Origin of the sequence: Pantoea sp. GM_Pan_3 (assembly GCF_026541045.1) — a bacterium.
GTDB lineage: Bacteria > Pseudomonadota > Gammaproteobacteria > Enterobacterales > Enterobacteriaceae > Pantoea > Pantoea anthophila.
Genome location: NZ_JALNVA010000009.1, coordinates 75948 through 96261, shown reverse-complemented (window position 1 = coordinate 96261; position 20314 = coordinate 75948). Strand labels below are relative to the sequence as shown.

The window sequence follows — 20314 nt, the reverse complement described above, 5'->3', positions numbered from 1 at the left end:
AGGTAACCTGATAAGATAATGAAATTATAAGGACGTCATTTTGCCCAATGCGTTTAATGGCTCCAGAACCCACTCGTAGAGGCGTCGTTTATCGACGATAAAGTCTGCCTCCAGCGCACTGCCCGCGTGCAGGCTGCTCTGCCTGCCGTAGGCCTGCACCGTCTGCTTATCCAGCGCCACTTTCACCTGATACATCGACTCTTTCACCTGACCATCGCCGGTCAGGCTGGCGACTTCCTGCGGTGACAGGGCCGACTTTGAAATTTCCAGCACGGTGCCGTATTGCTGGCCGAACTTCTGCCATGGGAAAGGTTGATAGCGCAGCACGACACGCTGGCCTGGCCGGATAAAGCCGATGGCGCGGCTGCTGAGCATAATCCTTGCCTGCAAACGCGCGTTATCCGGCAGCATCATCGCCACGGTCTGACCCGACGTGACGATCTGTCCCGGTTTGACCAGCACGGCACTGACGGTGCCGTTTTCCGGCGCATGCAGCTCAATCGAACGACGGGATTCGTTTTCCATGATCGACTGCGTGATCCCGGAAAGCTTTTGCTGTAACTCGTTTTTCTGCTGGTTATAAGAGAGGGGTTGCTCACGCAGCTGCTGCCGCGCCTGAGCCAGTTGCTGGCGGATATCAATACGCTGACGTGCGACATCCTGTAAACGCACGCTGGCATCAAGCAACTCATTCTGCTGCTGTTCTACCTGCGTATTGGAGGCGTAGCCCTCTTTGCGCATGGCGCTCATTTTATTGAGTTGTGTTCTGGACAGCTGAATCTGCTGGGTGCGCTGGCGAAAAATGGTCTCCAGTTCAGCCGATTGCTGGCCGAGTAAACTGACCTTTTCCTCAAGAGATTTCAGCGTTTCGGTGTGCAGTTGCTCAAGATTGGTCAGCTGATTTTTCAGCCCTGCTTGCTGAAACTCCAGCTGGGCCGCAATCGCCTCGCGTGTCTGGCCATAGCGTGTTGAAATTTCCGATGAGACGGTGGCGATCAGGCTGCCCTTTTGCAGGCTCTCACCTTCACGGGCGGGCAGAGCGATAACCGTGCCGGTGCTCATCGCGGTAATCGTCATCATGCCGTTTTCCGGTACCAGTACACCCTGCGCACTTTCACGTTTGGTATAAGTGCCAAAGATGCAAAAGGCGATCATGACGGCAACCAGCAGTCCGATCAGCGTGATGACAACCCAGCGGAAAGGGGGGCAATACAACGCAACAGAGCCCAGGACTTTAGTTTTCTTAGCATCCAGCGCTTCCTGGCGAAATAAGTCGTTATTCATCTATTCGATTCCCGTTATGCCGCGCCACAGCTGAAACTTTTCATCGCGGCGTAGTCGAGCGAGCCAGTGGCCGCTTTTAATTTGACGATTGACTGGATGAGCGCGTTCTGCGCCTGTGCCAAATCCTGCACGGCCTGGAAATAATCCTTTTCTGCATTGAATTCATCGATCAGGGTGCGCTGACCGATTTCCCGGCCATAACGGGTGGCACTCAGGCGTTTGTCTGCTGAGGCGATTGCGCGTTGACAGGCTTTAATCCGGGACTGGCTGTTATGCACACCGGACGCCGCCTGAATGGCCTGCTGTTCCGCTTTGCGTCTGGCATCGGTGATCAGCTCTTTGCTCTGTTCGAAGCGGTGCGCCGCTTCCAGACTTTGTGAGACAGGGCCACCCCCGCCAAACAGGGGGATCGAAACATTAACGCTAATCTGGGTGTTATCAGTTTTAGAGGTGGTGCCAAAAAGCGTGTCAAGATAGTTGCCGTTTTCTGCCCGACTCCAGTTCTTGCCGTACCCAGCCTGCAGGGTGACGACCGGCATATGACTGGAGGTGGCGGACAGAATGTCTGTCTCACTGGCTTTGTGCGTCTGAATAGCGGCAAGTACGTCGAGGTTGTTAGCAGCGGCCTCGCGTTTCAGTTGTTCAGGAACGAGCCTGTCGGGAAAGCGCACACAGCGCATGCTGCTGTCTGGGATGCTCCGGGGATCCCTGCCAGTAAGCTGACGGAAAGCAAGACTGGCATCGTTCAGATCGTTTTCTGCCACCAGTTCGTCTGCCACGGCTTTATCATAGTTGGCCTGTGCTTCAGCTAAATCGAGCCGGGTGCCGTCGCCTATTTCCAGCGCTTTTTGTGTCTGTTTAAGCCGCGCACTGAAGGCAGCAAGAATGCGATGACTGGTTTCCAGCACGCTGCGTTGATAAAGCACGTCGTAATAAGCCGTGGTGACACTGGCGATCATTTTCTGCTGTGCAATAAGCAGATTGACATCGGCCAGATTGCTAATCACCACGCTTCTGCGCCAGGTGGCATACTTTGCCATATCAAAAACGGGCTGTGTCAGATTGACGCTATAATTGTGGCGGGTGACACCGGCAGAATAGGCCGCATCCGGCTGATCCGTTTTAACCCAGGTACCGTCAATGGAGATTGCCGGCAGTAATCCCGCAAAGCCCTGATATTTTTTCTGCCCGTCGGCATCATGTTCACTGCGGGCAGCGTTCATTTCTGCATTATAACTGTTTGCAGCCATCAGCGACTCCTGAAGTGACAGCGCACCGGCCTGACCGGACAGCAATAATCCTCCCGCCAGCGGGAATAAAATTTTTTTCAGCATGAGATTCCGAAATTAATACGAATTAAAAAAATGCGTTCTGGTGCAGAAAGCGCAATAGCTCTGTTTCATTTCTCAGATGTAGCTTATTCATGGCGTTTCTTTTTTGTGTTGAAATAGTACTCATTGCGCGACATTTTTTAGACGCTATTTCTGACAGCGAATAACCCTCCTGAATCAGATTGATGACCTCCCACTCCTTGGGTGTTAAATCCGTGCACTCCTCCTGAAAATGTTCATGCACAGAGCGGGAAATATAGGTTTCTGCAGACGATGCAGGCATCATGCTTCTGAGTGCGTTAACCAGCTCCTGCGGGGTATCCTGCAGACTGAGCATGATGTTTACACCCGCATCAAGCATCTTTTTCAGCAGCACAGACCGCATGTTCTGAGTAAAACAAACAGTAATGATTTTTTCATTGCCATACAGTACGCTGAGCACCTTTTTGATTTCTGTCTCCCGGAACGATCCATCAAACAGACAGGCGGAATTGATAATAATCACGTCGATGCGATTTTCTTCTGCGGCCTTCAGTAAACTTTTTACATCAGGAAAATGGTGCAGATTAAATTGCGTGTTATTCATTTCCTGCCGGAGGAACGAGGTAATTAAATCGTATGACATATGATACTTATGAAAATAGGTCATATTTATTGTTTTGTGTGTAGTGTCTTTCACTGGCTGCTCAACTCTCTTTTATAAGGTATATGCTTGCCGTAATCATCGATTACTGTCCAGTTCAGGGTGTGATCGGCACTTATCTCTTTTACCGCAAGGGTGAGAGACGAAAAGGGTGCAATCATCTCTGCTTTCAGTGGTGTTCTCCCGAGCGTGATACTCCCTAATGTCATGTAATAGGGTGTTGGATTTTTCACGGTCAGTTGTGCATGTTTAGTTTGTGTCTGGCCGAGGATAAACCGTAATTTTTCACCGACATCTTCTTCCGGCTCCTTTAAACCGGTCGGGCGGATAAATACTTTTAAACGGATGCGTAGCGGCAAAATTACTTTCTTCTCCAGCACCGACTTCTGGGCAGTATTTGGTGGAATCTGATAAATGTTCAGCCAGTACAGACGCTCGCGGTCTGCAGGCATCCCTTTGCGGGAAATGAGCATGACACGCAGGTTGCGCGATTCACCGGGGGCCAGTTTAAATAGTGGCGGCACGACGACAAGGGGTGTACTGATGCGATCGGGCGGACTGAGAGGATCGTCATCATCGCTCCAGACCTGTACCAGTGCCGGGGATCTGACAGAATTCACCACGGTAAGTGACTCCGCCACGCTCTTTTCATTGAACACCAGCCGGCTCTGGGTGCTGTTAACTACCGCGCCGGCCGGGCCAGCACTAAGAGTCAGCGCGCTGGCTAATAGCAGGCTACTGCAGACTGACAAGAATCTGTGCCTGCGCATTGACCGATCCTCCCTGTGCGGTTTGTCCCGGAAGTTGCTCAAGGGACGCCGTGAAAACACCGGCATAGGATTTATCGCCTTTAAGCGATAACCCGGTTTTACTCAGCAGTTCCGTAAATCCGTACCAGCCCGCTTCTGAACCTGTGCCCGTTATTGCATTACTGGACAACAGGTTTAACGCCCTGCTTCCAGCATAGATGCGGATGCCAACACCCTCTGCAACGCCTTTTGTGCCGTAGTTATTGTCGAGTAAATGGCTGATGCCCTTGGCACTCGTTTCCAGCCCGAGGGCTTCCGCTTGGTTCCGTGCCGTCGGTTGTGTCACCAGAAAACCCATCGCGACTGGCGGTTTTGAATCGCTGGATTCAGTACCTGAAACGGCCCCTTTTTCGCAATTAATCTCCACGCTGAAGGTATTGCTACTGGTCATGCCATTACGCAAGTCATTGGCGCTGATGGTCGGCAGGGTTACAACCTGGTCAAAATCCCCAACGAGACAATTCTTTCCCTGTATGACGGTGGTGTTACCGCCGCGCATACTCCAGACTGCTGAGACATACCCAGAGCTGGGCGGATAGGCAACTTCACCTGTTTTAATGTTGTTGTTTATCGTGGGTGTTCTGATCGCTATATATCCCTGCGGAACGGTTATTTGCTTGAAAATATTTCGCGAAGGGAGGCCGAAATCGTCGTCACTTTTGATCAGTTCGAAAGTCGCGCTACTAAACGATGATGCCGGGATATAAATATGTGAACCTACAGTAATGTAATCATCAGCGGTCAGTTTTCGCTCCTGCCATTCACTCTTGTAATAGAGTCCGGTTTTCAGGTTAGTTATGCGATAGGCGATATGCTGTGCCGGTGTCCGGTATCCCCCCTCAACATCACTCACGGCTGTACCACCATACTCTGCCCCATATGAGGCAGCCAGGGCATAAATTTCATACAAGCTGTCCGCGTCGGACAGTGCACATTTATAGACAATCTGATTGGCTTCATAGGGGACATTCAATCCTTTCGTCAGAAATGGCATGTCAGCAGAGGCCAGCACGGTTCCGGCTGGCGCAAGTGAGTCCGCGCCAGTTCCGATACTGATTGCCCCAAAGTCAAGCTTCGCACTTATGGCATCCCCTGTGCCCGTACCCCATGACTTTGCGCTATAGCCCCGATTCACCACTTCCTGCGGCAGTTCGTTAAACCGATCACCTACCTCAAGTATCTTGTAACAAAACGCCTGTGCCGCGGGCGTACACACTATGAAAGCGGATGCGAGCAGCCAGATTTTGAGGCGGCTATGTGCTGTTTTCATCTTCTTCCTCACTGAATACAGGTGCCGTTTAAATGAACAAAGCTGGCATCCTCAATTTTTTTAGAGGGCAGCTGATAGTTGATCCGGCAGGTGTTACTGCTCCCCCAACTGACAAACAACGTGCCAGAGGCGTTGGGAAGACGGGCGTAAATCTGCCCGTTCTGGCCTGCCATCCCAAGGCTGTTGCCCTGGCTGTCTTTAACTTCTGCACCCATCGGAACAGGTGTGCCGTCAGCCTGCGAGGCGAGAATCAGTGCCGGCGTACCCGTCAGGGTCTTAAAAGCTATTTTGGGTACGCCACCATGCACCGGCACCACGCGCACGTTACCGCCTTCGAGTTCAACATCCTGAGAGATTGAGCTGCCGTCGAGGCTGATGGTGTTATAACGGTAGGGAGCCAGCGATGGCATGATGGCGTAGCCAAAGGTATCGATCCTGGCACCCTGACCGTTGTTGATGCGCGCGCCGCTGGCACCTTTGGCTTCAATCAGTGCAAAGGTGTCGCTGGTGTAAGGACCATAGGTGATACCGCCCCCGTGGATGGCCAGCGTGCCCGATGTGCCCAGCCCAAGCTGGTGATAATCATCACTGCGGGCATAAGAGGCGCGAACGGCACCCAGGCGCGTCCGTTCCTGTACGTTCGTTCCCCAGCGCATCGCATGGCTTTTTCCCTGAGATACATCACGGTATTTGTCGTAACTGGAATAGAGGGCGTAAGTAAAATCGCTCTCCTGGCCCGCGGAACCCGACAGGGTGGTCATTGCCGATGAAGTCGTTTTATCTCTGGTCATATCCAGAGAGACGGTGGAACGGCTATCACGCCAGTCCAGCGGAAGGGAAAAACCCAATGAGATGACGTTTTCTGTGTATTTCTGATAGCGGTTAGCATCGTAATCGCTGTCGTAAACGCTATAGACGTCTTTGCTGTTCCAGCTGGAGCGTTGCCGGCTGAGGTTAAGGTTGTAACTTACTTTCTTCCACATATTGTTGTATGAAAGCTGCATCTCTGAGATACGTGAGCGATTGTGATAGTAGTCAGTGCTGCTGCCGCTCAAAGACAGGGTACCGTAGTCACCCATGTACTGACTTACCGTCGCAGAGAAGCGATTCCGCTGTCTGAGCGTATCGGAGTAGTAGTCTGCCCCACCATTCTGCTGACGACGAACGCCCAGTACATCTTCCAGATCGCGATAACCGGAAGTCGAGTAACGGTAGGCTGCCAGCACCAGGTTCGTTCTGGTGGGGAAACTCTTGCTGTACGATGCCTCTGCACGCCAGCCGCTTCTGGTAATGTCGTTTTCTACCCTCGCATGTGACCAGGTGGTGTTGAGTGACAGCGCGCCAACTGGAGAGGCGTAGACGCCACCGGCCAGTAAAGCCTGATATCCATTTGCGAAGCGCGCCCCGGTATTGGTGGTAAGACTGTTACTGAGACCATACTGTAAAACGGCCTCAGTAAAGGTGTTCTGGACGGAGTAAAAGTTCCTCACCTTCCCGGCGGCAAACTGATAACTCAGATTACCCGGCCGCATTGAGCTCGGCACCGCAGCATAAGGCACAGTGAAAAAGGATGATTTGCCGTCAGCCTCGACGATCTGTACTTTCAGGTCGCCCTGACTCTTGGTGTTATATAAGTCGTCAATAATAAATGGGCCTGGCAGTACCTGAGTTTCATAGATTACGTTACCGGCCTGGCTTATCAGCACACGGGCGTTGCTGGTAGCGACGCCCCGGACTTCCGGCGCATATCCGCGACGTGCCTGAGGCCACATACGCTGGTCGGTCGCGATCTTCACGCCGTTGAAGGACATTGAACCAAACATCGTGCTGTCAGTGTAGGCATCACCGACCACCAGTTCGCTGGAAAGAGAGGGCAGGGGACGCTGTACCCAGGTGCGTACAGCATTCCATTTGTACTGATCGGTACTGACGCTGCTGTTCATATAGCGGAGGTTGGCCTGATGACGTAACTGCCACATGCCCAGGTTACCCCCTGCGTTGATCATGCTCCAGAGATAGCTGGAGTGCGTGTCGCGCAAAATATTGCGGGTAAAGCTGGAGCTATGACGCAAAAAAAGCAATGGAGCTCCCGCATTCCATTCAGAGGTCGGGATGTAATCGCGTGGCTGGCGGTTCAGCAGAATCTGTGGGATCAGAAAATCAAGTGTCAGCGTGGACTGGCGGATATTCCAGTTACCCTGACTGCTGATCTCTGACAGAAACAGACACTGCGATTCAGCCGCTTCTTTCAGGCCGGTCTTGAGCTGCAACAGTTTGACCATGTCGGCATCAATACAGGGTTGCGCACTTTTATCGGCGGCATCCTTCCTGCGAAAATTCACCGCCACCTGACTTTTTATTATTATGCCATTCAGGCTGATATCCAGAAGCTGTTGACCTTCAGGAATAGTGATCTGTTTTTCGTTAAATTGCTTAAGGTCTACGCCTTCCTCAAAACCGGATCCTGCCAGCAAACGACTATCAAAATGGTATTCTTCGGCATGAGCAGTCTGTGTCAATAAAGCCGCTTTTACAACGCAACTGATTATAGCCAGACGAGGATCTGTTTTTTTATTTTTGAATTGGAAACTCATATGTCACCGTTGCCCCATAATCATTCACTAAGCCTATTTCTATTCCCTGGGCGCTTTTTGTTAATTTCTGTTCTGTTAATGGCACATCAACAGACGAAAACGGCGCGATCATCGGTGCAGTCTCTTTTGCGACTCTGTTTCTGACAACGACTTTGGTTAATGAAACGTAATAGGGTGAACTATTGGTGATGCGTACGCTGGGCGACGATACGTTACTGAATGTTAAATGTTCAGAAATGTGATGAGCGCTGATTTTAAGGCCTTTTGGGCGGTAAAACAGTTTCAGTCTGTTCTTTAATAACAACATCATCTGATTACCTGTGTCACCAGAAACATTGCCTGGTGGGACCTGAAGAAAATTAAAATAAAAAACGGATTCACGATCCTGGGGTAATGAATTTGCACCCGTGAAGAAAATGCGCAGCACCTGACCATCTTTAGCGGCAATTCTGAATGTCGGTGGGGTGACGATGAACGGCGCTTTGCCGGTGGCTGGCGTAGATTCTTCGTCACCATTGTCCAACCATGCCTGGATTACGTACGGGAAAGCATCATTATTTTTCAGTTTTACATCGACCGATTTTTCGTCAGAGGGATAAATAATGCGAGATCCCGTCATAACAACGCTGGCGAATGCTGGCGGGTAAATAACAAGAGACAGAAGGAGTAATAGAATGGTACGCAATGATGAGTGAGTGATAAGCAATCGAGGCATAATAACCATCCGTTGAAATTTTACTACCAGACCCTGGATAAAGTAAGTCAGGCCATCCATGGCCTGATTAAATCCACTTATAGATTAAAAATATTTCGCATCCATGCTGATTTTTTATTTGTAGATGATGGCGTATTGCATTGTGGCTTCCACCGCACCGGCAACTGCGTCCTTTTCAACGGCGACATATTGCGCAGTATAGGTTGCAGAGGCATTTTTTACTCCGGCAGCAAGAGTCAGATGACCCTGACCGGTAAAAGTACCCTCACCAAATGGAATAATTTTATTATCGTCTTTATTACTCACAATCTGAATTTCTACATTTTCCGCAGCACCTTCGGTTGCCAGGTTACCCAGATTACCCGCCTTAGTGACATTATTACCGCTAAGCTGGGTAGAGATTGTAGTGGCATCAGTATCACTTCCTGTACAGCCAGTAACACCAATTTCAAAAGTTGTCTTACCCGCGACATTACCATTTGATAACGCAGAGGTGCTGACAGTTGGCAGGAGCACCAGAGGTTTAGCGGTGTTACCATTGACTGTCACGGTACAGGTTTCTCCTGTGACCAATCCCTGGAACGTAATAGTATTGTTGGAGACCGCAAATGCCTGAGAAGCTAACAGTGCAGATACTACAGATGCGGTTAAAAAGGCGATTTTTTTCATGTTCAAATTCCCTATTGAAAGTTGGACTGCGTTGACGTGCTACAGACAGGACAAATAATCTTGTCCGACCACTTAAAGGTTAAGCCCGGAGGCAATCTGTTGCTTCTGAAGTAATCTTAATAAAGCTTAATTTAACTTCAGCGTGGCTGTATCATTCCCAAATGAGAAGGATGCTGACATTCAGGGTTAATATTTTTGCCTTTTGTTATTAGGTGAAGATAATGTTAATTTGTATACATTTATACAGAGACGGCCTATTAAGCCATGTTTTCTGTGACCAGGGTGCGATAAAAATCTTCTGTAACAACATTTACCCTCTCAGGTACGTTAGCGCATCGGGACTTTCAGCCCGATGGGATGCTTTAACGCCTTTCCACACTATTTTTTAATCTGTCACGCTGTAGGTTTTATTTTTTACAGAGTTAACTATCAGTCACCTTCCCGGTCCTTCTGAATTCGTTGCAGAGGCCAGTTAATGGAGAATCTTCATTATTCGGCAGCACGTTGCGTACTGCATGCTGAATCAATCTGCTCATCGCCTTTTCGTATAATAAAGCGGTGGTATCAGATGTGAAGTGAGAAAATTAAGGCGAGTAATGTTAAACGTCATCTCATAAGAGCACTGCTCAGAAGTCACAAGAGATTAACTTTTAACGCGAAACAGTGATGCCGATAGGCAGTCTATTGTGTCAGGGATTCACTTTCTTTCCCTGCAGGGACGCCTGTTAATATCCCGTTCAGGGCAATGAGACTAGCGGCACCAGCTCTGCTTTAAAGGTGCTGGCTTCTGAGATCGCTGCTGGAATCAGGCCCCTGGAATCAGCCAAAACATTATCATTTGTGCTGAGAAGTGAAACGCACCGAAAAGAGGTTCTGAGTGCATTGGATTTTAAAACTGAAAATCAAATATAAATCAGAACATAAATCTAAATGCATGGCGTTTTTTAATTTAAATCTCCTGATTGACATCGTTATGGTTTAATCATTTCCAGGGAGTGATGTTGAGTATTTTTAATTTTCCAGGAGAATTAACAATGATGCCAATGTGATTCTGACCTTTTCATTTATCGGCTTTCTTTATTGAAGTGCATACATTCATGTTAATACTGTATCTGTTTCATAACATGAAACTTCAAATGAATATGTTGGGTTCTCTTTTATAGAAAAAAGTTATAACAGTTTCAGTAAGTCACGGCATGATGGGTTAATATGCTAATTGAGTGACTTTAAAGCGGTGTAATGTATGGTTGCTGCGCCACTGTTTGGCGATGTACTCTCCCTTTTCGCATGTTTATGGTGTTGAGTTTCACAGTTCCTGTTTTACTATAGTCAAGCCAATTACGTATTTTATCCGATATCAGAAGTGTGAACTGGAAGATTGTCGTACACCAGGCGAAAAAGAAGATTATAAAAACCAGCTTTACTAATTTTGCTACTAATCACTAACCTGTGTTAGTTAGATTGAGTTGATTATTATGTATAGAGTGACTGAAAATCATGAACGAATCATTGATGCACTAGCAGGATATACGCAGGTGGCTAATCCGGATGAGATCTCGCGCGGAAAACGCCGTTACCACCTGACGAAAGATAATGTGCGTCGGGTTATGTTTATTCTTGATGGCGATTTTTTGCTCAAGCTCAAAAGTGAAAATAAAGTGCTTAACATTGTCTCTGCTCCTTTTGTTGTTGGTGTCACACCGGCACTGGATGAGCCACCGGTTTATCTGGAGAGAATAGATTACGGCAAAGTCAGTTTCATTGATTATGATGTGTTCTGGCGGCTGATTTTTGAGAAAGATCTTTTCAACGATGCCATGTCCGTTCTTTCAGGACAGTATTCAGATCTGATGGACTACATTCAGCTGCCTAAGAGCAACTCTTACGATGAGGTTATTTCTTTAATCGGACGCTGGGAAAAACTACCGGCTCATCTTAAGAAACGTTTCTCTGCCCTGTATCTGATTGAAAATAGTTCGCACCTTTCCAAAAGTTCAATTTGCAGAGTACTTAAAGAGCTTAAAGAGAAAGGCGAGCTTGTGCTGGTTAACGGGAAGTTTACCTGAATTTATGGAGGTTTTTGAGATGCCTGAGGAGAAAAATGGATCTTAAAGTCATTTGTACAGAAGAGAATTATTTCTTCAGGATAGGCATCTCAAAAGTGATTGAGGGCGCATTGTTAACTGAAGCTAATGTGGAGTTTTTGTCGGGTTTTGACAGCCACAATCTCAGGCAGGCTGATTTTATCCTGATCAATGTTTCGCAATGGCGTTTATATATGTGTCAACCTGCGTACCGGGATCGGAAGCCCGGTAGCATTATCATGGTTTTTGTTAATCAGACTGACGATATTATGACAGAGCAGCTTCCGGTCTGTTATCGCTCTCTGGTTGTTATTTCACGACTTGATTCTGTTCGTACGATATCTCAGAAAGTCATCTGTTCCTGGCTGGCCTTTCAGGACAGGGTGCACGCTTTTTTGCCAGCGGATTGTCTGCATTGTGAGTTCGCTCGCATAACAGTGGTGCAGTTACAGGTGCTCAGCCTTTTAAAAAAAGGTTACAGCGTCAGACAGACGGCGAAACGTCTGGATCTGTCAGAAAAAACCATCTATGCGCACAAATATAATGTGATGCGAAAATTCGCCTTGCGGGGTGATATGGAATTTAACGCGTTTATTAACGATCTCTCTCTACTGGAGCTTTATAGAGGAGTCATAAACTCTGTTGAGGTTTAATTGTTCCGGATCGATTGACGGGTAGCAGGGCAGACGATTCTCTGCTGCCGCAGGGTCACAGTAAACGACTGACGACAGGGCAGCTGTCGATCAGAGTGGTACCCTTTCAATCCCTATTTTGAATACGTTATTCCCGAGGCTTTCATTATGCGTATAAAACAGATGTCCGGCATTTCAGTGATGCTGCTGGCTTTGCAACTTACAGCCTGTACTCCACACGCTCAGCAACCGCAGCGTATGATAATGCGTAATCCTGCCAGCGTCTGGTGCCTTCAGCGTGGCGGCCAGGAAGTAAAGGGAATATCTCCGGCAGACAGTACCCTTTACTGTCTGCTGCCGTCTGGCGAGCGTATTGAGCAATGGGCACTGTATCACCGCGACCACCCGCAGTAATTTCAGACCTCGCCTGAATAGAGTTAACTTTTCGATTCAGGCGAAGGCTTCCCGAGCTAATATTTTATGTTTCCCCCCACTGTCACAAAAAGGTATTTCTTTTTACCTTACATAAAACAGGTCTGTCTTCAGACAGCATCTGGTTTTTTTTCTTATCCATATGTGTCTGTTTGCTTTTATTTTTAGTCAGCTATTCAATCTAAAGCCTTTCAGGTCTATGTTGATTTAATATTAAATTAATAACCATTCCATTCTGGTATTTATTTTATTGTTATTCTGTTCAATAGCTTATCGATGTCCTGCTGGTGTATAGCCTGTTTTTTTTGATGCTGGTCAATATCAGTACCTGTTGTGGATTCAGGGAAGGATTTGTCAGGTGATACTATTTGTCAGAATAAAACCTTCTCGCAAATAATAATGGCCGCATGAGGATATTCTATTGAGATATTTCGGGCGCGCGGCGCTATGCTGCACCTTTTTTAACTGCACTGCTTCGTATGCTGGTATTATGCTTAATGATATCGACGTGCAGACCTATCGGGACTTTGCCGAAAACCTGGGTAACTATAATGCCGGTGCAATGAATGTTCCGGTTTATAAAAAAGAGGGATCACTTTCTGACTATCTTCGTTTTCCTGTTCCCGATTTTGGCGGAGTCTCTTCGTCAGGTTATGCGACGCTCGTCTCGCCTTCCTATGTGCTGAGTGTTAAGCACAATACCGGTTATAAAACGGTGGAGTTTGGCAACGGGGCCGGATACGCCACCGCTTACCGTCTTATCAATCGCAATGATCTCAGCACGCAGGATTTCCATGCGCCACGCCTTGATAAGGTCGTCACTGAAGCCGCCCCCTATTCTTATGTCTCCAAAGCGGACTTTCTGTCTGACTATAAATCACGTTATGCCTGGTATACGCGGGCAGGAACAGGAACACAGGAGCAAATTAATGATGAGCAGACGAAGCGGGTACGCCTGACGGGTGCTTACAACTGGAAATCGGGTGGCACTATCAGTGCGGCGAATGTGCGCGACATTTCCAATAATAGCTATCTGCGCTACTACAACCTTGGGCCTGACGATGCAGATACCACACCCCTGTCAATCGGAGCTAATGCCGGAGACAGCGGCAGTCCGGTTTTTGCCTGGGACGACATCGGGCAGCAATGGAAACTGGTTGCGGTGCACGTCGGCTATGACGCTGACAGCGGTCTCTACCGCAAGCGCGCCGTCGCAGGTTACATCCCCGGTGATTTTGTCGCTTCAGTACAGGCAGCCAATACCTCGCCGGACGTTGTTGATCGCGCCGGAAATGGCACGGTTTTATGGAACGACGATGCAATAAAACAGGATGGCGTTTCATGGTCCTGGTCGGGGCTGACCTCAGCCGATGCGTCCGTCGCCCCTGCTAAAGCCTCCACATCTGAACTGGATGCCACGAAAGATCTTCGTTTTAACGGAGATGGTGGGCTGATCACATTAAGCACACCGATCAACATGGGCGCGGGAAAACTCCAGTTTTCCAGTGATTACACCCTGACTTCAGCCAGCGGCGTGAACGCAACCTGGGCAGGGGGCGGGGTTGAGATAGACGCCGGCAAAAAAGTTGTCTGGCAGGTTAACGGGTTAGCCAGCGATGCGCTGCATAAAATTGGCGCGGGCACGCTCCACGTGAAGGCTGAAGGCGTGAATGCGGGCTCACTGAATGTGGGCGACGGCAGCGTTATATTGGATCAGCAGGCTGATACTTCAGGTAACAAACAGGCCTTTTCCGCCGTGACGTTAGTCAGTGGCCGGCCAACTGTCGTGTTAAACGATGAGTATCAGGTCGCGACTGACCAGATTTTCTTTGGCTATCGCGGTGGTCGTTTAGATTTAAATGGCAATGCGTTGACCTTCAAAAAAATTAATCATACGGATGGTGGGGCTAAACTGGTCAACCACAGTGGTACCACGGCGACGCTCAACATTACGGGCAGTACCGCCGCCGACGTCCCTTTCTACACCTTCAGCAGCAGGACTCCTGAAGGAACGCCAGGTAACATTTATGTTTATAACAATCCCTATACGAAGGAGACCGAATATTTTCAGTTAAATACTGCCTCATACTGGTACTTCCCTACCGATAAATCGTCGACGAAAACCTGGACTTATCTTGGTACCGACGCAAATGAAGCTATCAATCACCGTCTGACGCAACTTAACGTTCAGGCTTTTCGCGGTTTTCTTGGTGAGACACGGGAAAATATCCTGAATGGCGCGATGAACGTTAACATCCAGCCGCGCAACGCGACGGCCATTACTGCCCTGACCGGTGGAATGAATCTGAATGGCGATCTGAATGTGGATAATGGCACGCTGATTCTGTCGGGACAGCCCGTGGCGCATGCTGGAGGAGTGGTGATTGATGACGACTGGCGCACCTCACTTTTCAGCGCCAGGCAGATTAATGTGGGTGCCGGGGCTTTTTTCCAGGCGGGAGAGTACGCTGGCGTCAAAGCGAATTTTGTTGCTGCTGAGTCAGCCACGCTCTCATTTGGCTACAATGACAGCCCGCTGACAGGGGAGAAGAGCTGGCGTTGTTATGCTCCCATTTACGCCGATGAGACTCGCTGCAGTCAGCCTGTACGAAGCGCAGAGACGCTGGCGCGGCTGCCTGCCAGTGAGGTTGAAGGTGATGTCCGGCTGGCAGACCATGCGTCGCTCTATCTGGGTAAAGTAGATTATCAGGGTGCGGTGACATCATCCGGCAGCAGCCAGATGACCCTGGCGTCAGACGCAAACTGGAGTATGACCAGCCACAGTAACGTCACATCGCTCCGGGCACAGCGTGGCGCTTCGCTTTCGATGGTGCCAGCGGGTAGCTGGCTTCCCAAAACGCTAAGCGTTGATACCCTGGACGCAACCGGGCTGAAGCTGCTGCTGGGCGCTAAACCCTCAACAAGTGAAAACGATCGGCTGATGGTTAAAAACGCTGTCAGCGGAGGCGATAATCTGCTGGACGTGAGCCTGTTACTGGGCAACGAAGGGCAGGCCACCTTATCTCAGGATCTGGTGATGGTGGATGCCCCTGCAGGCACCTCACACAGCTACTTCTCGTTTGCTGACAGTTACAGCGGATTCAGTGTTTACACGCCGAATTATGAGGTGAAAGACAATAACAATCGCGTGCTATGGGTGCTTGAAAGCCGTAAAACGGCAGAACCAGAACCAGAACCCGATGCCACGCCGGAGCCGCCCCCTGTACCGGATATCGCGCCAGAGCCCGCGCCGGTGACAGATGTCACGCCGGCACCAGAGCCGACGCCTCTGCCGGATGCCACCCCGGTTCCGGAACCCGCACCTGTATCAGACGTCGTCCCTGTTGCAGACGTAACGCCAGAGCCCACCCCGGTAACGGATGTGACGTCTGAGCCCAAGGCTCCAGCAGAGCAGCCAGCCGCTGCTGAAAAAGAGAAAGCAAAGCCTGAAGCGCAAGCAGAGGCGCAGGCTACAGCAGAAGCCGAAAAGGACACCCAAAAAACCGCGTTCAATCCGGATGAGTGGTTCACGGTTTATGACAACCAGCCACTGATTCAGCAAACCCGCGCTTTGATGGCCGCGCGGCAATATATTGTCAGTGAGGCTGTCAGCCAGCTGCACAACCGGACAGAGAGTCTGCGGACTTCACCCGATCGTAGCGGAACCTGGGCCGCAATTGAGCAATCACAAGGGCATTTTCTGGGCCTGACGAGTGACCAGCAGACGCTGAATGTCGGCTGGGACAGGCGCGGCGGTGCGCACACGGCAGGCGTCAGTGCCAGCTATACCCTGGGTGAGGTGAAAGGAGGGGGACAGGAGAAACACCGTCTGGCCACATTAGGTGCCTATTATGCCTGGCAGCGTGATGGCGGATGGTTCGCGGATGCCGCCAGCCGCTATATGTTTCTGACTCAGGAAATAAGCCTCGATCCTGCATTACGCATCCCGGGGGTGAAAAAGAAGAGTCACATAGTGGCGGGGAGTCTGCGCACCGGCTATCAGTTTCGTCTGGCCGACGACACGATCTCTGTTGCGCCTTTTGTTGGCGTCAGCGCCGGTATCCTGTCCGGCTATAGCCTTAAGGGGGAAGATGCGACAGTCTCATTAAGTTCAGCCACGCCCTGCTTCACCACCAGTGGGGTGATGGTGCAGAAACGCGGCCTGGGGACTTTACTGCCAAAGGTTAATCTTAATGCCAGCCTCTCTTATCACGCTTCACCGGGCAGGAGAGGATCCACGACCACGCTCTCCGATCGCCAGTCTGACCGGCGCTACAGCGCCTGGTCTGATGACCGCTATCGCAGCAGTATCGGGCTGGAGGGCGAAATTCTCCCTGACCTTTCTGTGAATGCAAAAGTCGATAGCAGTTTTGGGGGCGTCTTTAATACGGATTACAGCGGGCTGATCGGGTTGTCATACCATTTCTGATCGCGCACTGTTTCCTGCTCGCCGGGCATCACGTCATTACCGGATGACGTGATGCCCGGTCTGCAGATTATCTGACCTGATCAGCAGACCAGTCGCCAGACATCTGCAGGTACTTCAGTGAAGGTCTCATTCATTATCAGCTCGGCTTTGCGATGATCGTAGGCACCTTCAAAGGAAGAGAGATCGTCATAAGGCAGTTTTTTACGCATATAGCTTGTCACGATATCCAGGATATCCCTGGAGGGGCAGTTTCTTAACTTTTCCAGATAATAGACTTTATTCATAATGTTTTTGCAATTCTCTTCCATAATCCCATAGCAGATTGAACAGACAGGTATAAACCAGAAAGAACAGCACCAGACCGCATTCAAGCTTCAACGCTGAAAGCAGCGAGATATCCAGCCACCATGCGGCAAAGGGGATTAATACCACTAACAACCCCGCTTCAAATAACAGGGCGTGAAGGCATCTTATCCGCCAGCTTTTTTTCATGCCTTTTCGCAACAGGAACTGGTCAAACAACAGGTTAAACAGATAGTTCCATCCCATCGCCAGTGCTGATGAAGCTACCGTCAACAGTGCCGACTGCGCAGGCGCCGCGGAGGCGCAGATCATCAGAATGATGAACACCAGACAATTGGCGACCACCTCAAAGACGATGGCATGCAGCACTCTTTCTGTTGTCGTGCGCATCGGGGATAAAGCGTGTTCCAAACCAGATTCTCATAATGTCGTCAGTACGCAGATCTGCCCTGGCGTGCCGTAATATCCGTCGGGCCCGCCCCGTTGCGATCTTTCTGCCTGCCTGTTAATTGACTGATGCAGGCTGTCCGGTTCTCACTGAACACGCAGTTCATAAACGTTAAGCCGCACCAGAAGCAATATTAACGCCACCCCGAAGTCATAAAAGATTAAAGCTGCGAAAACCGCATATATAGTTTTTTATTTTAGTATTCAGGCTGGCTATAGTTTTTTAGCCTGACCTGAGCGTTTATCTTGCGAGTCAGGTTAAGGGACAACCCTTATCGGGACGAGGTTAACGGTGAGGACAGCGGCCGCTTCACTTCCGCCGCAATGGTCAGTGCAACGTTGACGCGATCATCCACCACGCCGACCAGCCGATCCACCCGGAATGCCGTGCGGGAAATCGCGGTCGAGGCATGCAGGGCCAGCGAATCTGAGGCGGGGTCAAAGGCCTGTCCGCTGTCGAGCGTGGCCAGCATCACCACTGGCCGGCTGACATCTTTGACCGTTAACAACCCGAAAATCCGGTAATCAGCGCCCCCCATCGAGGCAACGCGGCTGCTGACGAAGTGAATCTGCGGATAATGCTCTGCATCGAAAAACAGATCGCTTTTCAGTTGCCAGGTTAACAGCCTGTTTGAGGCCACCAGCGTCGCGACCGGAATGGTGACGTCAATATGGTCATCACGCTCTTCATCGCGATTAAGCGTCACCGTGCCGGTCACGCCCTGCAGTGTGGCCTGAGAAAAGTCATGACCAAAGGCACGCCATGAAAGGCCGATCGACGTTTTCTCAGGCGCGATGGTATAGGTGACGGGGGCGGCGTAAAGCGCCGGACTGAACAAGGCGAGCAGAGCGTATAAGCAGGCGACACGGTTCATCACTATTTTCTCATTCTGAGCGGGCTCAAACGCTGACGCCTGAAACCGCGATTTTATTGACTTTGTAACACTGTTTTACCTTTCTGTCGTGACGTATGTGACAAATATTAACGTGCTGTCATCTGAGGTTCACGAAACGTTAACGGTGGCCGCCGTCTCAGCGCAAAAATAACGGGAAATATTAAGAATACATTAAGGCGGGAATATGGAATCTGACGTTTACCGGGATTGTAAGAGGGCGGTGATTAATCATCTGCGTTCTTCAGTAAGTTATTTTTATCTGAGAGGCTCCCTGACCGGACATAATGGAAAGCCGATCATTCAGCGGCAGATTTCGTTGTTTTATAAACAAATCATCAATCAATCAAAAAGAAGTCTGCCCGGAGGCGATATTAATGCATATCAGTGAACTTTTTCAGAAATGACCAAATGAACCCTGCATTAATTTATTGTTATTCATTCCCTTCATTTAATGTTCAGTTAACTTTCGTGCGCTAGTTTGTATTACCCGTCCGGCAACCCCTATTCCAGAAATGGACGCCAGGGGTAAATAACATCCCTGCCGGCGGATGATAAATCGCTATTTAAGTTCTGTTTCCGGCGTTGTGCCTGATTAATTTCGCGCGATCGCTTATGAGTTTGATCTGCAGGAGTTTTAGCATGGATTTTTTGCCTTTTTCCCGTCCCTCATTGGGTGATGAAGAGCTGTCAGCCGTGAAAGCGGTCTTTGACTCGGGCTGGATCACAACCGGCGCTCAGTGCGCCGGTCTGGAGCAGGCCTTTGTCCGGCTGACCGGCAACCTGCACGCGATTGCCGTCAGCTCTGCCACCGCCGGAATGCACGTCACGCTGATGGCAATGGGAATTGGGCCCGGTGATGAGGTGATTACGCCCTCCATGACCTGGGTTTCCACGCTGAATCTGATCACGCTGCTGGGCGCCACGCCGGTCATGATCGATGTCGACCCTGATACCCTGATGGTGACGCCGGAACTGATTGCACAGGCGATTACGCCCCGGACCCGCGCCATTATTCCGGTCCATTACGCTGGCGCACCGGTCGATCTTAACCCGATCTACCAGCTGGCTGAGCAGCATAGCATTGCCATCATTGAAGATGCGGCACATGCGGCAGGCACGACCTATCACGGAAAGCCGATCGGGCACCGCGGCACGGCAATTTTTTCGTTTCACGCCATTAAAAATATCACCTGTGCGGAAGGTGGCCTGGTGGTGACCGATGACGCCGCGCTGGCCGATCGCATACGCAGCCTGAAGTTTCATGGTCTGGCCGTTGATGCTTTTGATCGCCAGACGCAGGGCCGTCTGCCGCAGGCAGAAGTGATGATGCCCGGCTTTAAATACAACCTGCCCGACATCAGCGCAGCCATTGCGCTGGTGCAGTTACAGAAACTGTCCGGTTTCATTGCACGCCGCCGCGAGATTGCCGAACGCTATCTTGCCGCGCTGCGCGCACTGCCGTTCACGCCGCTGTCACTGCCCGCCTGGCCTCATCAGCATGCGTGGCATCTGTTTATTATCCGTATTGATGAACGCCGGTGTGGTTTTTCGCGTGATGCGTTTATGCAGGCGCTGAAGGCGCGCAATATCGGCAGCGGCCTGCATTTCCGGGCCGCCCACACCCACAGATATTATCGCGAGCGCTATCCCGATTTACGTCTGCCCGCCAGTGAACGCAACAGCCAGCAGATGTGTTCGATTCCCCTGTTTCCCTCAATGACGGACCAGGATGTCGAGCGCGTCATTCAGGCGCTGCATGATATTGCCGGAGTCTGA

At 50.2% G+C, this 20314-nt stretch carries 17 protein-coding genes; 6 read left to right on the top strand and 11 right to left on the bottom strand.

The annotated features are described in order from the left end of the window. Nucleotides 1-24: 24 nt before the first annotated feature. From OXR04_RS20485 to OXR04_RS20450, 8 genes are read right to left on the bottom strand one after another with little or no spacing between them, the layout of a single operon-like run. A complete protein-coding gene (locus OXR04_RS20485) occupies nt 25-1284 on the bottom strand; it encodes an HlyD family efflux transporter periplasmic adaptor subunit (protein ID WP_267372740.1) in 1260 nt (419 codons plus the stop codon). Nucleotides 1285-1298: 14 nt separating this feature from the next. Next, nucleotides 1299-2618 (bottom strand): TolC family outer membrane protein, encoded by a 1320-nt coding sequence (locus OXR04_RS20480; protein ID WP_267372739.1) that lies wholly within the window; start codon nt 2616-2618, stop codon nt 1299-1301. A gap of 22 nt (nt 2619-2640) precedes the next feature. After that, nucleotides 2641-3240 carry a LuxR C-terminal-related transcriptional regulator gene (locus OXR04_RS20475; RefSeq protein ID WP_267372738.1) on the bottom strand — a complete coding sequence of 200 codons (600 nt, stop codon included), beginning with the start codon at nt 3238-3240 and terminating at the stop codon, nt 2641-2643. 50 nt (nt 3241-3290) lie between these two features. Next, nucleotides 3291-4028, bottom strand: coding sequence for a fimbria/pilus periplasmic chaperone (locus OXR04_RS20470; protein ID WP_267372737.1), 738 nt, complete (start codon nt 4026-4028; stop codon nt 3291-3293). Then, the gene (locus tag OXR04_RS20465) at nt 3994-5337 is read right to left on the bottom strand and encodes a fimbrial protein (RefSeq protein WP_267372736.1); all 1344 of its coding nucleotides are present in this window, start codon (nt 5335-5337) and stop codon (nt 3994-3996) included. The genes OXR04_RS20470 and OXR04_RS20465 overlap by 35 nt, the downstream gene beginning before the upstream one ends. 8 nt (nt 5338-5345) lie before the next feature. Further along, a complete protein-coding gene (locus OXR04_RS20460) occupies nt 5346-7931 on the bottom strand; it encodes a fimbrial outer membrane usher protein (protein ID WP_267372735.1) in 2586 nt (861 codons plus the stop codon). After that, on the bottom strand, nt 7909-8706 hold the full coding sequence (locus OXR04_RS20455) for a fimbria/pilus periplasmic chaperone (protein WP_058957526.1): 798 nt from the start codon (nt 8704-8706) through the stop codon (nt 7909-7911). Before OXR04_RS20455 ends, OXR04_RS20460 begins: the two co-directional genes overlap by 23 nt. Before the next feature lie 54 nt (nt 8707-8760). Then, nucleotides 8761-9321 carry a fimbrial protein gene (locus tag OXR04_RS20450; protein ID WP_267372734.1) on the bottom strand — a complete coding sequence of 187 codons (561 nt, stop codon included), beginning with the start codon at nt 9319-9321 and terminating at the stop codon, nt 8761-8763. A gap of 1529 nt (nt 9322-10850) precedes the next feature. On the opposite strand from OXR04_RS20450, the gene OXR04_RS20445 reads away from it, so the two are divergent. From OXR04_RS20445 to OXR04_RS20430, 4 genes are all read left to right on the top strand, one after another. After that, nucleotides 10851-11381 carry a helix-turn-helix domain-containing protein gene (locus OXR04_RS20445; protein WP_009093185.1) on the top strand — a complete coding sequence of 177 codons (531 nt, stop codon included), beginning with the start codon at nt 10851-10853 and terminating at the stop codon, nt 11379-11381. Between the two features lie 35 nt (nt 11382-11416). Beyond that, the gene (locus tag OXR04_RS20440) at nt 11417-12052 is read left to right on the top strand and encodes a LuxR family transcriptional regulator (protein WP_058957524.1); all 636 of its coding nucleotides are present in this window, start codon (nt 11417-11419) and stop codon (nt 12050-12052) included. A 162-nt stretch (nt 12053-12214) separates the two neighbouring features. Then, a complete protein-coding gene (locus OXR04_RS20435; RefSeq protein WP_140923878.1) occupies nt 12215-12445 on the top strand; it encodes a DUF333 domain-containing protein in 231 nt (76 codons plus the stop codon). Between the two features lie 439 nt (nt 12446-12884). Then, nucleotides 12885-16892: a S6 family peptidase gene (locus OXR04_RS20430; protein WP_267372733.1), complete on the top strand. Its 4008-nt coding sequence runs from the start codon at nt 12885-12887 to the stop codon at nt 16890-16892. 80 nt (nt 16893-16972) lie between these two features. On the opposite strand, the gene OXR04_RS20425 is transcribed toward OXR04_RS20430, so the two are convergent. From OXR04_RS20425 to OXR04_RS20415, 3 genes are all read right to left on the bottom strand, one after another. Continuing rightward, nucleotides 16973-17176 (bottom strand): Hha/YmoA family nucleoid-associated regulatory protein, encoded by a 204-nt coding sequence (locus OXR04_RS20425; protein WP_009093180.1) that lies wholly within the window; start codon nt 17174-17176, stop codon nt 16973-16975. Next, nucleotides 17169-17606, bottom strand: a complete 438-nt coding sequence (locus OXR04_RS20420; RefSeq protein WP_058957522.1) for a PACE efflux transporter — start codon at nt 17604-17606, stop codon at nt 17169-17171. The genes OXR04_RS20425 and OXR04_RS20420 overlap by 8 nt, the downstream gene beginning before the upstream one ends. Nucleotides 17607-17914: 308 nt before the next feature. Further along, a complete protein-coding gene (locus tag OXR04_RS20415) occupies nt 17915-18517 on the bottom strand; it encodes a YceI family protein (protein ID WP_267372771.1) in 603 nt (200 codons plus the stop codon). A 205-nt stretch (nt 18518-18722) separates the two neighbouring features. Here OXR04_RS20415 and OXR04_RS20410 point away from each other — a divergent pair, with 205 nt between their 5' ends. Beyond that, the gene (locus OXR04_RS20410; protein WP_267372732.1) at nt 18723-18926 is read left to right on the top strand and encodes a hypothetical protein; all 204 of its coding nucleotides are present in this window, start codon (nt 18723-18725) and stop codon (nt 18924-18926) included. 251 nt (nt 18927-19177) lie between these two features. After that, complete coding sequence (gene arnB, locus OXR04_RS20405; protein ID WP_009093175.1) at nt 19178-20314, top strand: UDP-4-amino-4-deoxy-L-arabinose aminotransferase; 1137 nt, start codon at nt 19178-19180, stop codon at nt 20312-20314.

Coding starts and splice junctions, on each gene's coding strand:
- OXR04_RS20485 (WP_267372740.1), bottom strand. CDS start 1,284: ATGAATAACGACTTATTTCGCCAGGAAGCGCTGGATGCTAAGAAAACT.
- OXR04_RS20480 (WP_267372739.1), bottom strand. CDS start 2,618: ATGCTGAAAAAAATTTTATTCCCGCTGGCGGGAGGATTATTGCTGTCC.
- OXR04_RS20475 (WP_267372738.1), bottom strand. CDS start 3,240: ATGTCATACGATTTAATTACCTCGTTCCTCCGGCAGGAAATGAATAAC.
- OXR04_RS20470 (WP_267372737.1), bottom strand. CDS start 4,028: ATGCGCAGGCACAGATTCTTGTCAGTCTGCAGTAGCCTGCTATTAGCC.
- OXR04_RS20465 (WP_267372736.1), bottom strand. CDS start 5,337: ATGAAAACAGCACATAGCCGCCTCAAAATCTGGCTGCTCGCATCCGCT.
- OXR04_RS20460 (WP_267372735.1), bottom strand. CDS start 7,931: ATGAGTTTCCAATTCAAAAATAAAAAAACAGATCCTCGTCTGGCTATA.
- OXR04_RS20455 (WP_058957526.1), bottom strand. CDS start 8,706: ATGGATGGCCTGACTTACTTTATCCAGGGTCTGGTAGTAAAATTTCAA.
- OXR04_RS20440 (WP_058957524.1), top strand. CDS start 11,417: ATGGATCTTAAAGTCATTTGTACAGAAGAGAATTATTTCTTCAGGATA.
- OXR04_RS20435 (WP_140923878.1), top strand. CDS start 12,215: ATGTCCGGCATTTCAGTGATGCTGCTGGCTTTGCAACTTACAGCCTGT.
- OXR04_RS20425 (WP_009093180.1), bottom strand. CDS start 17,176: ATGAATAAAGTCTATTATCTGGAAAAGTTAAGAAACTGCCCCTCCAGG.
- OXR04_RS20415 (WP_267372771.1), bottom strand. CDS start 18,517: ATGAACCGTGTCGCCTGCTTATACGCTCTGCTCGCCTTGTTCAGTCCG.
- OXR04_RS20410 (WP_267372732.1), top strand. CDS start 18,723: ATGGAATCTGACGTTTACCGGGATTGTAAGAGGGCGGTGATTAATCAT.
- arnB (WP_009093175.1), top strand. CDS start 19,178: ATGGATTTTTTGCCTTTTTCCCGTCCCTCATTGGGTGATGAAGAGCTG.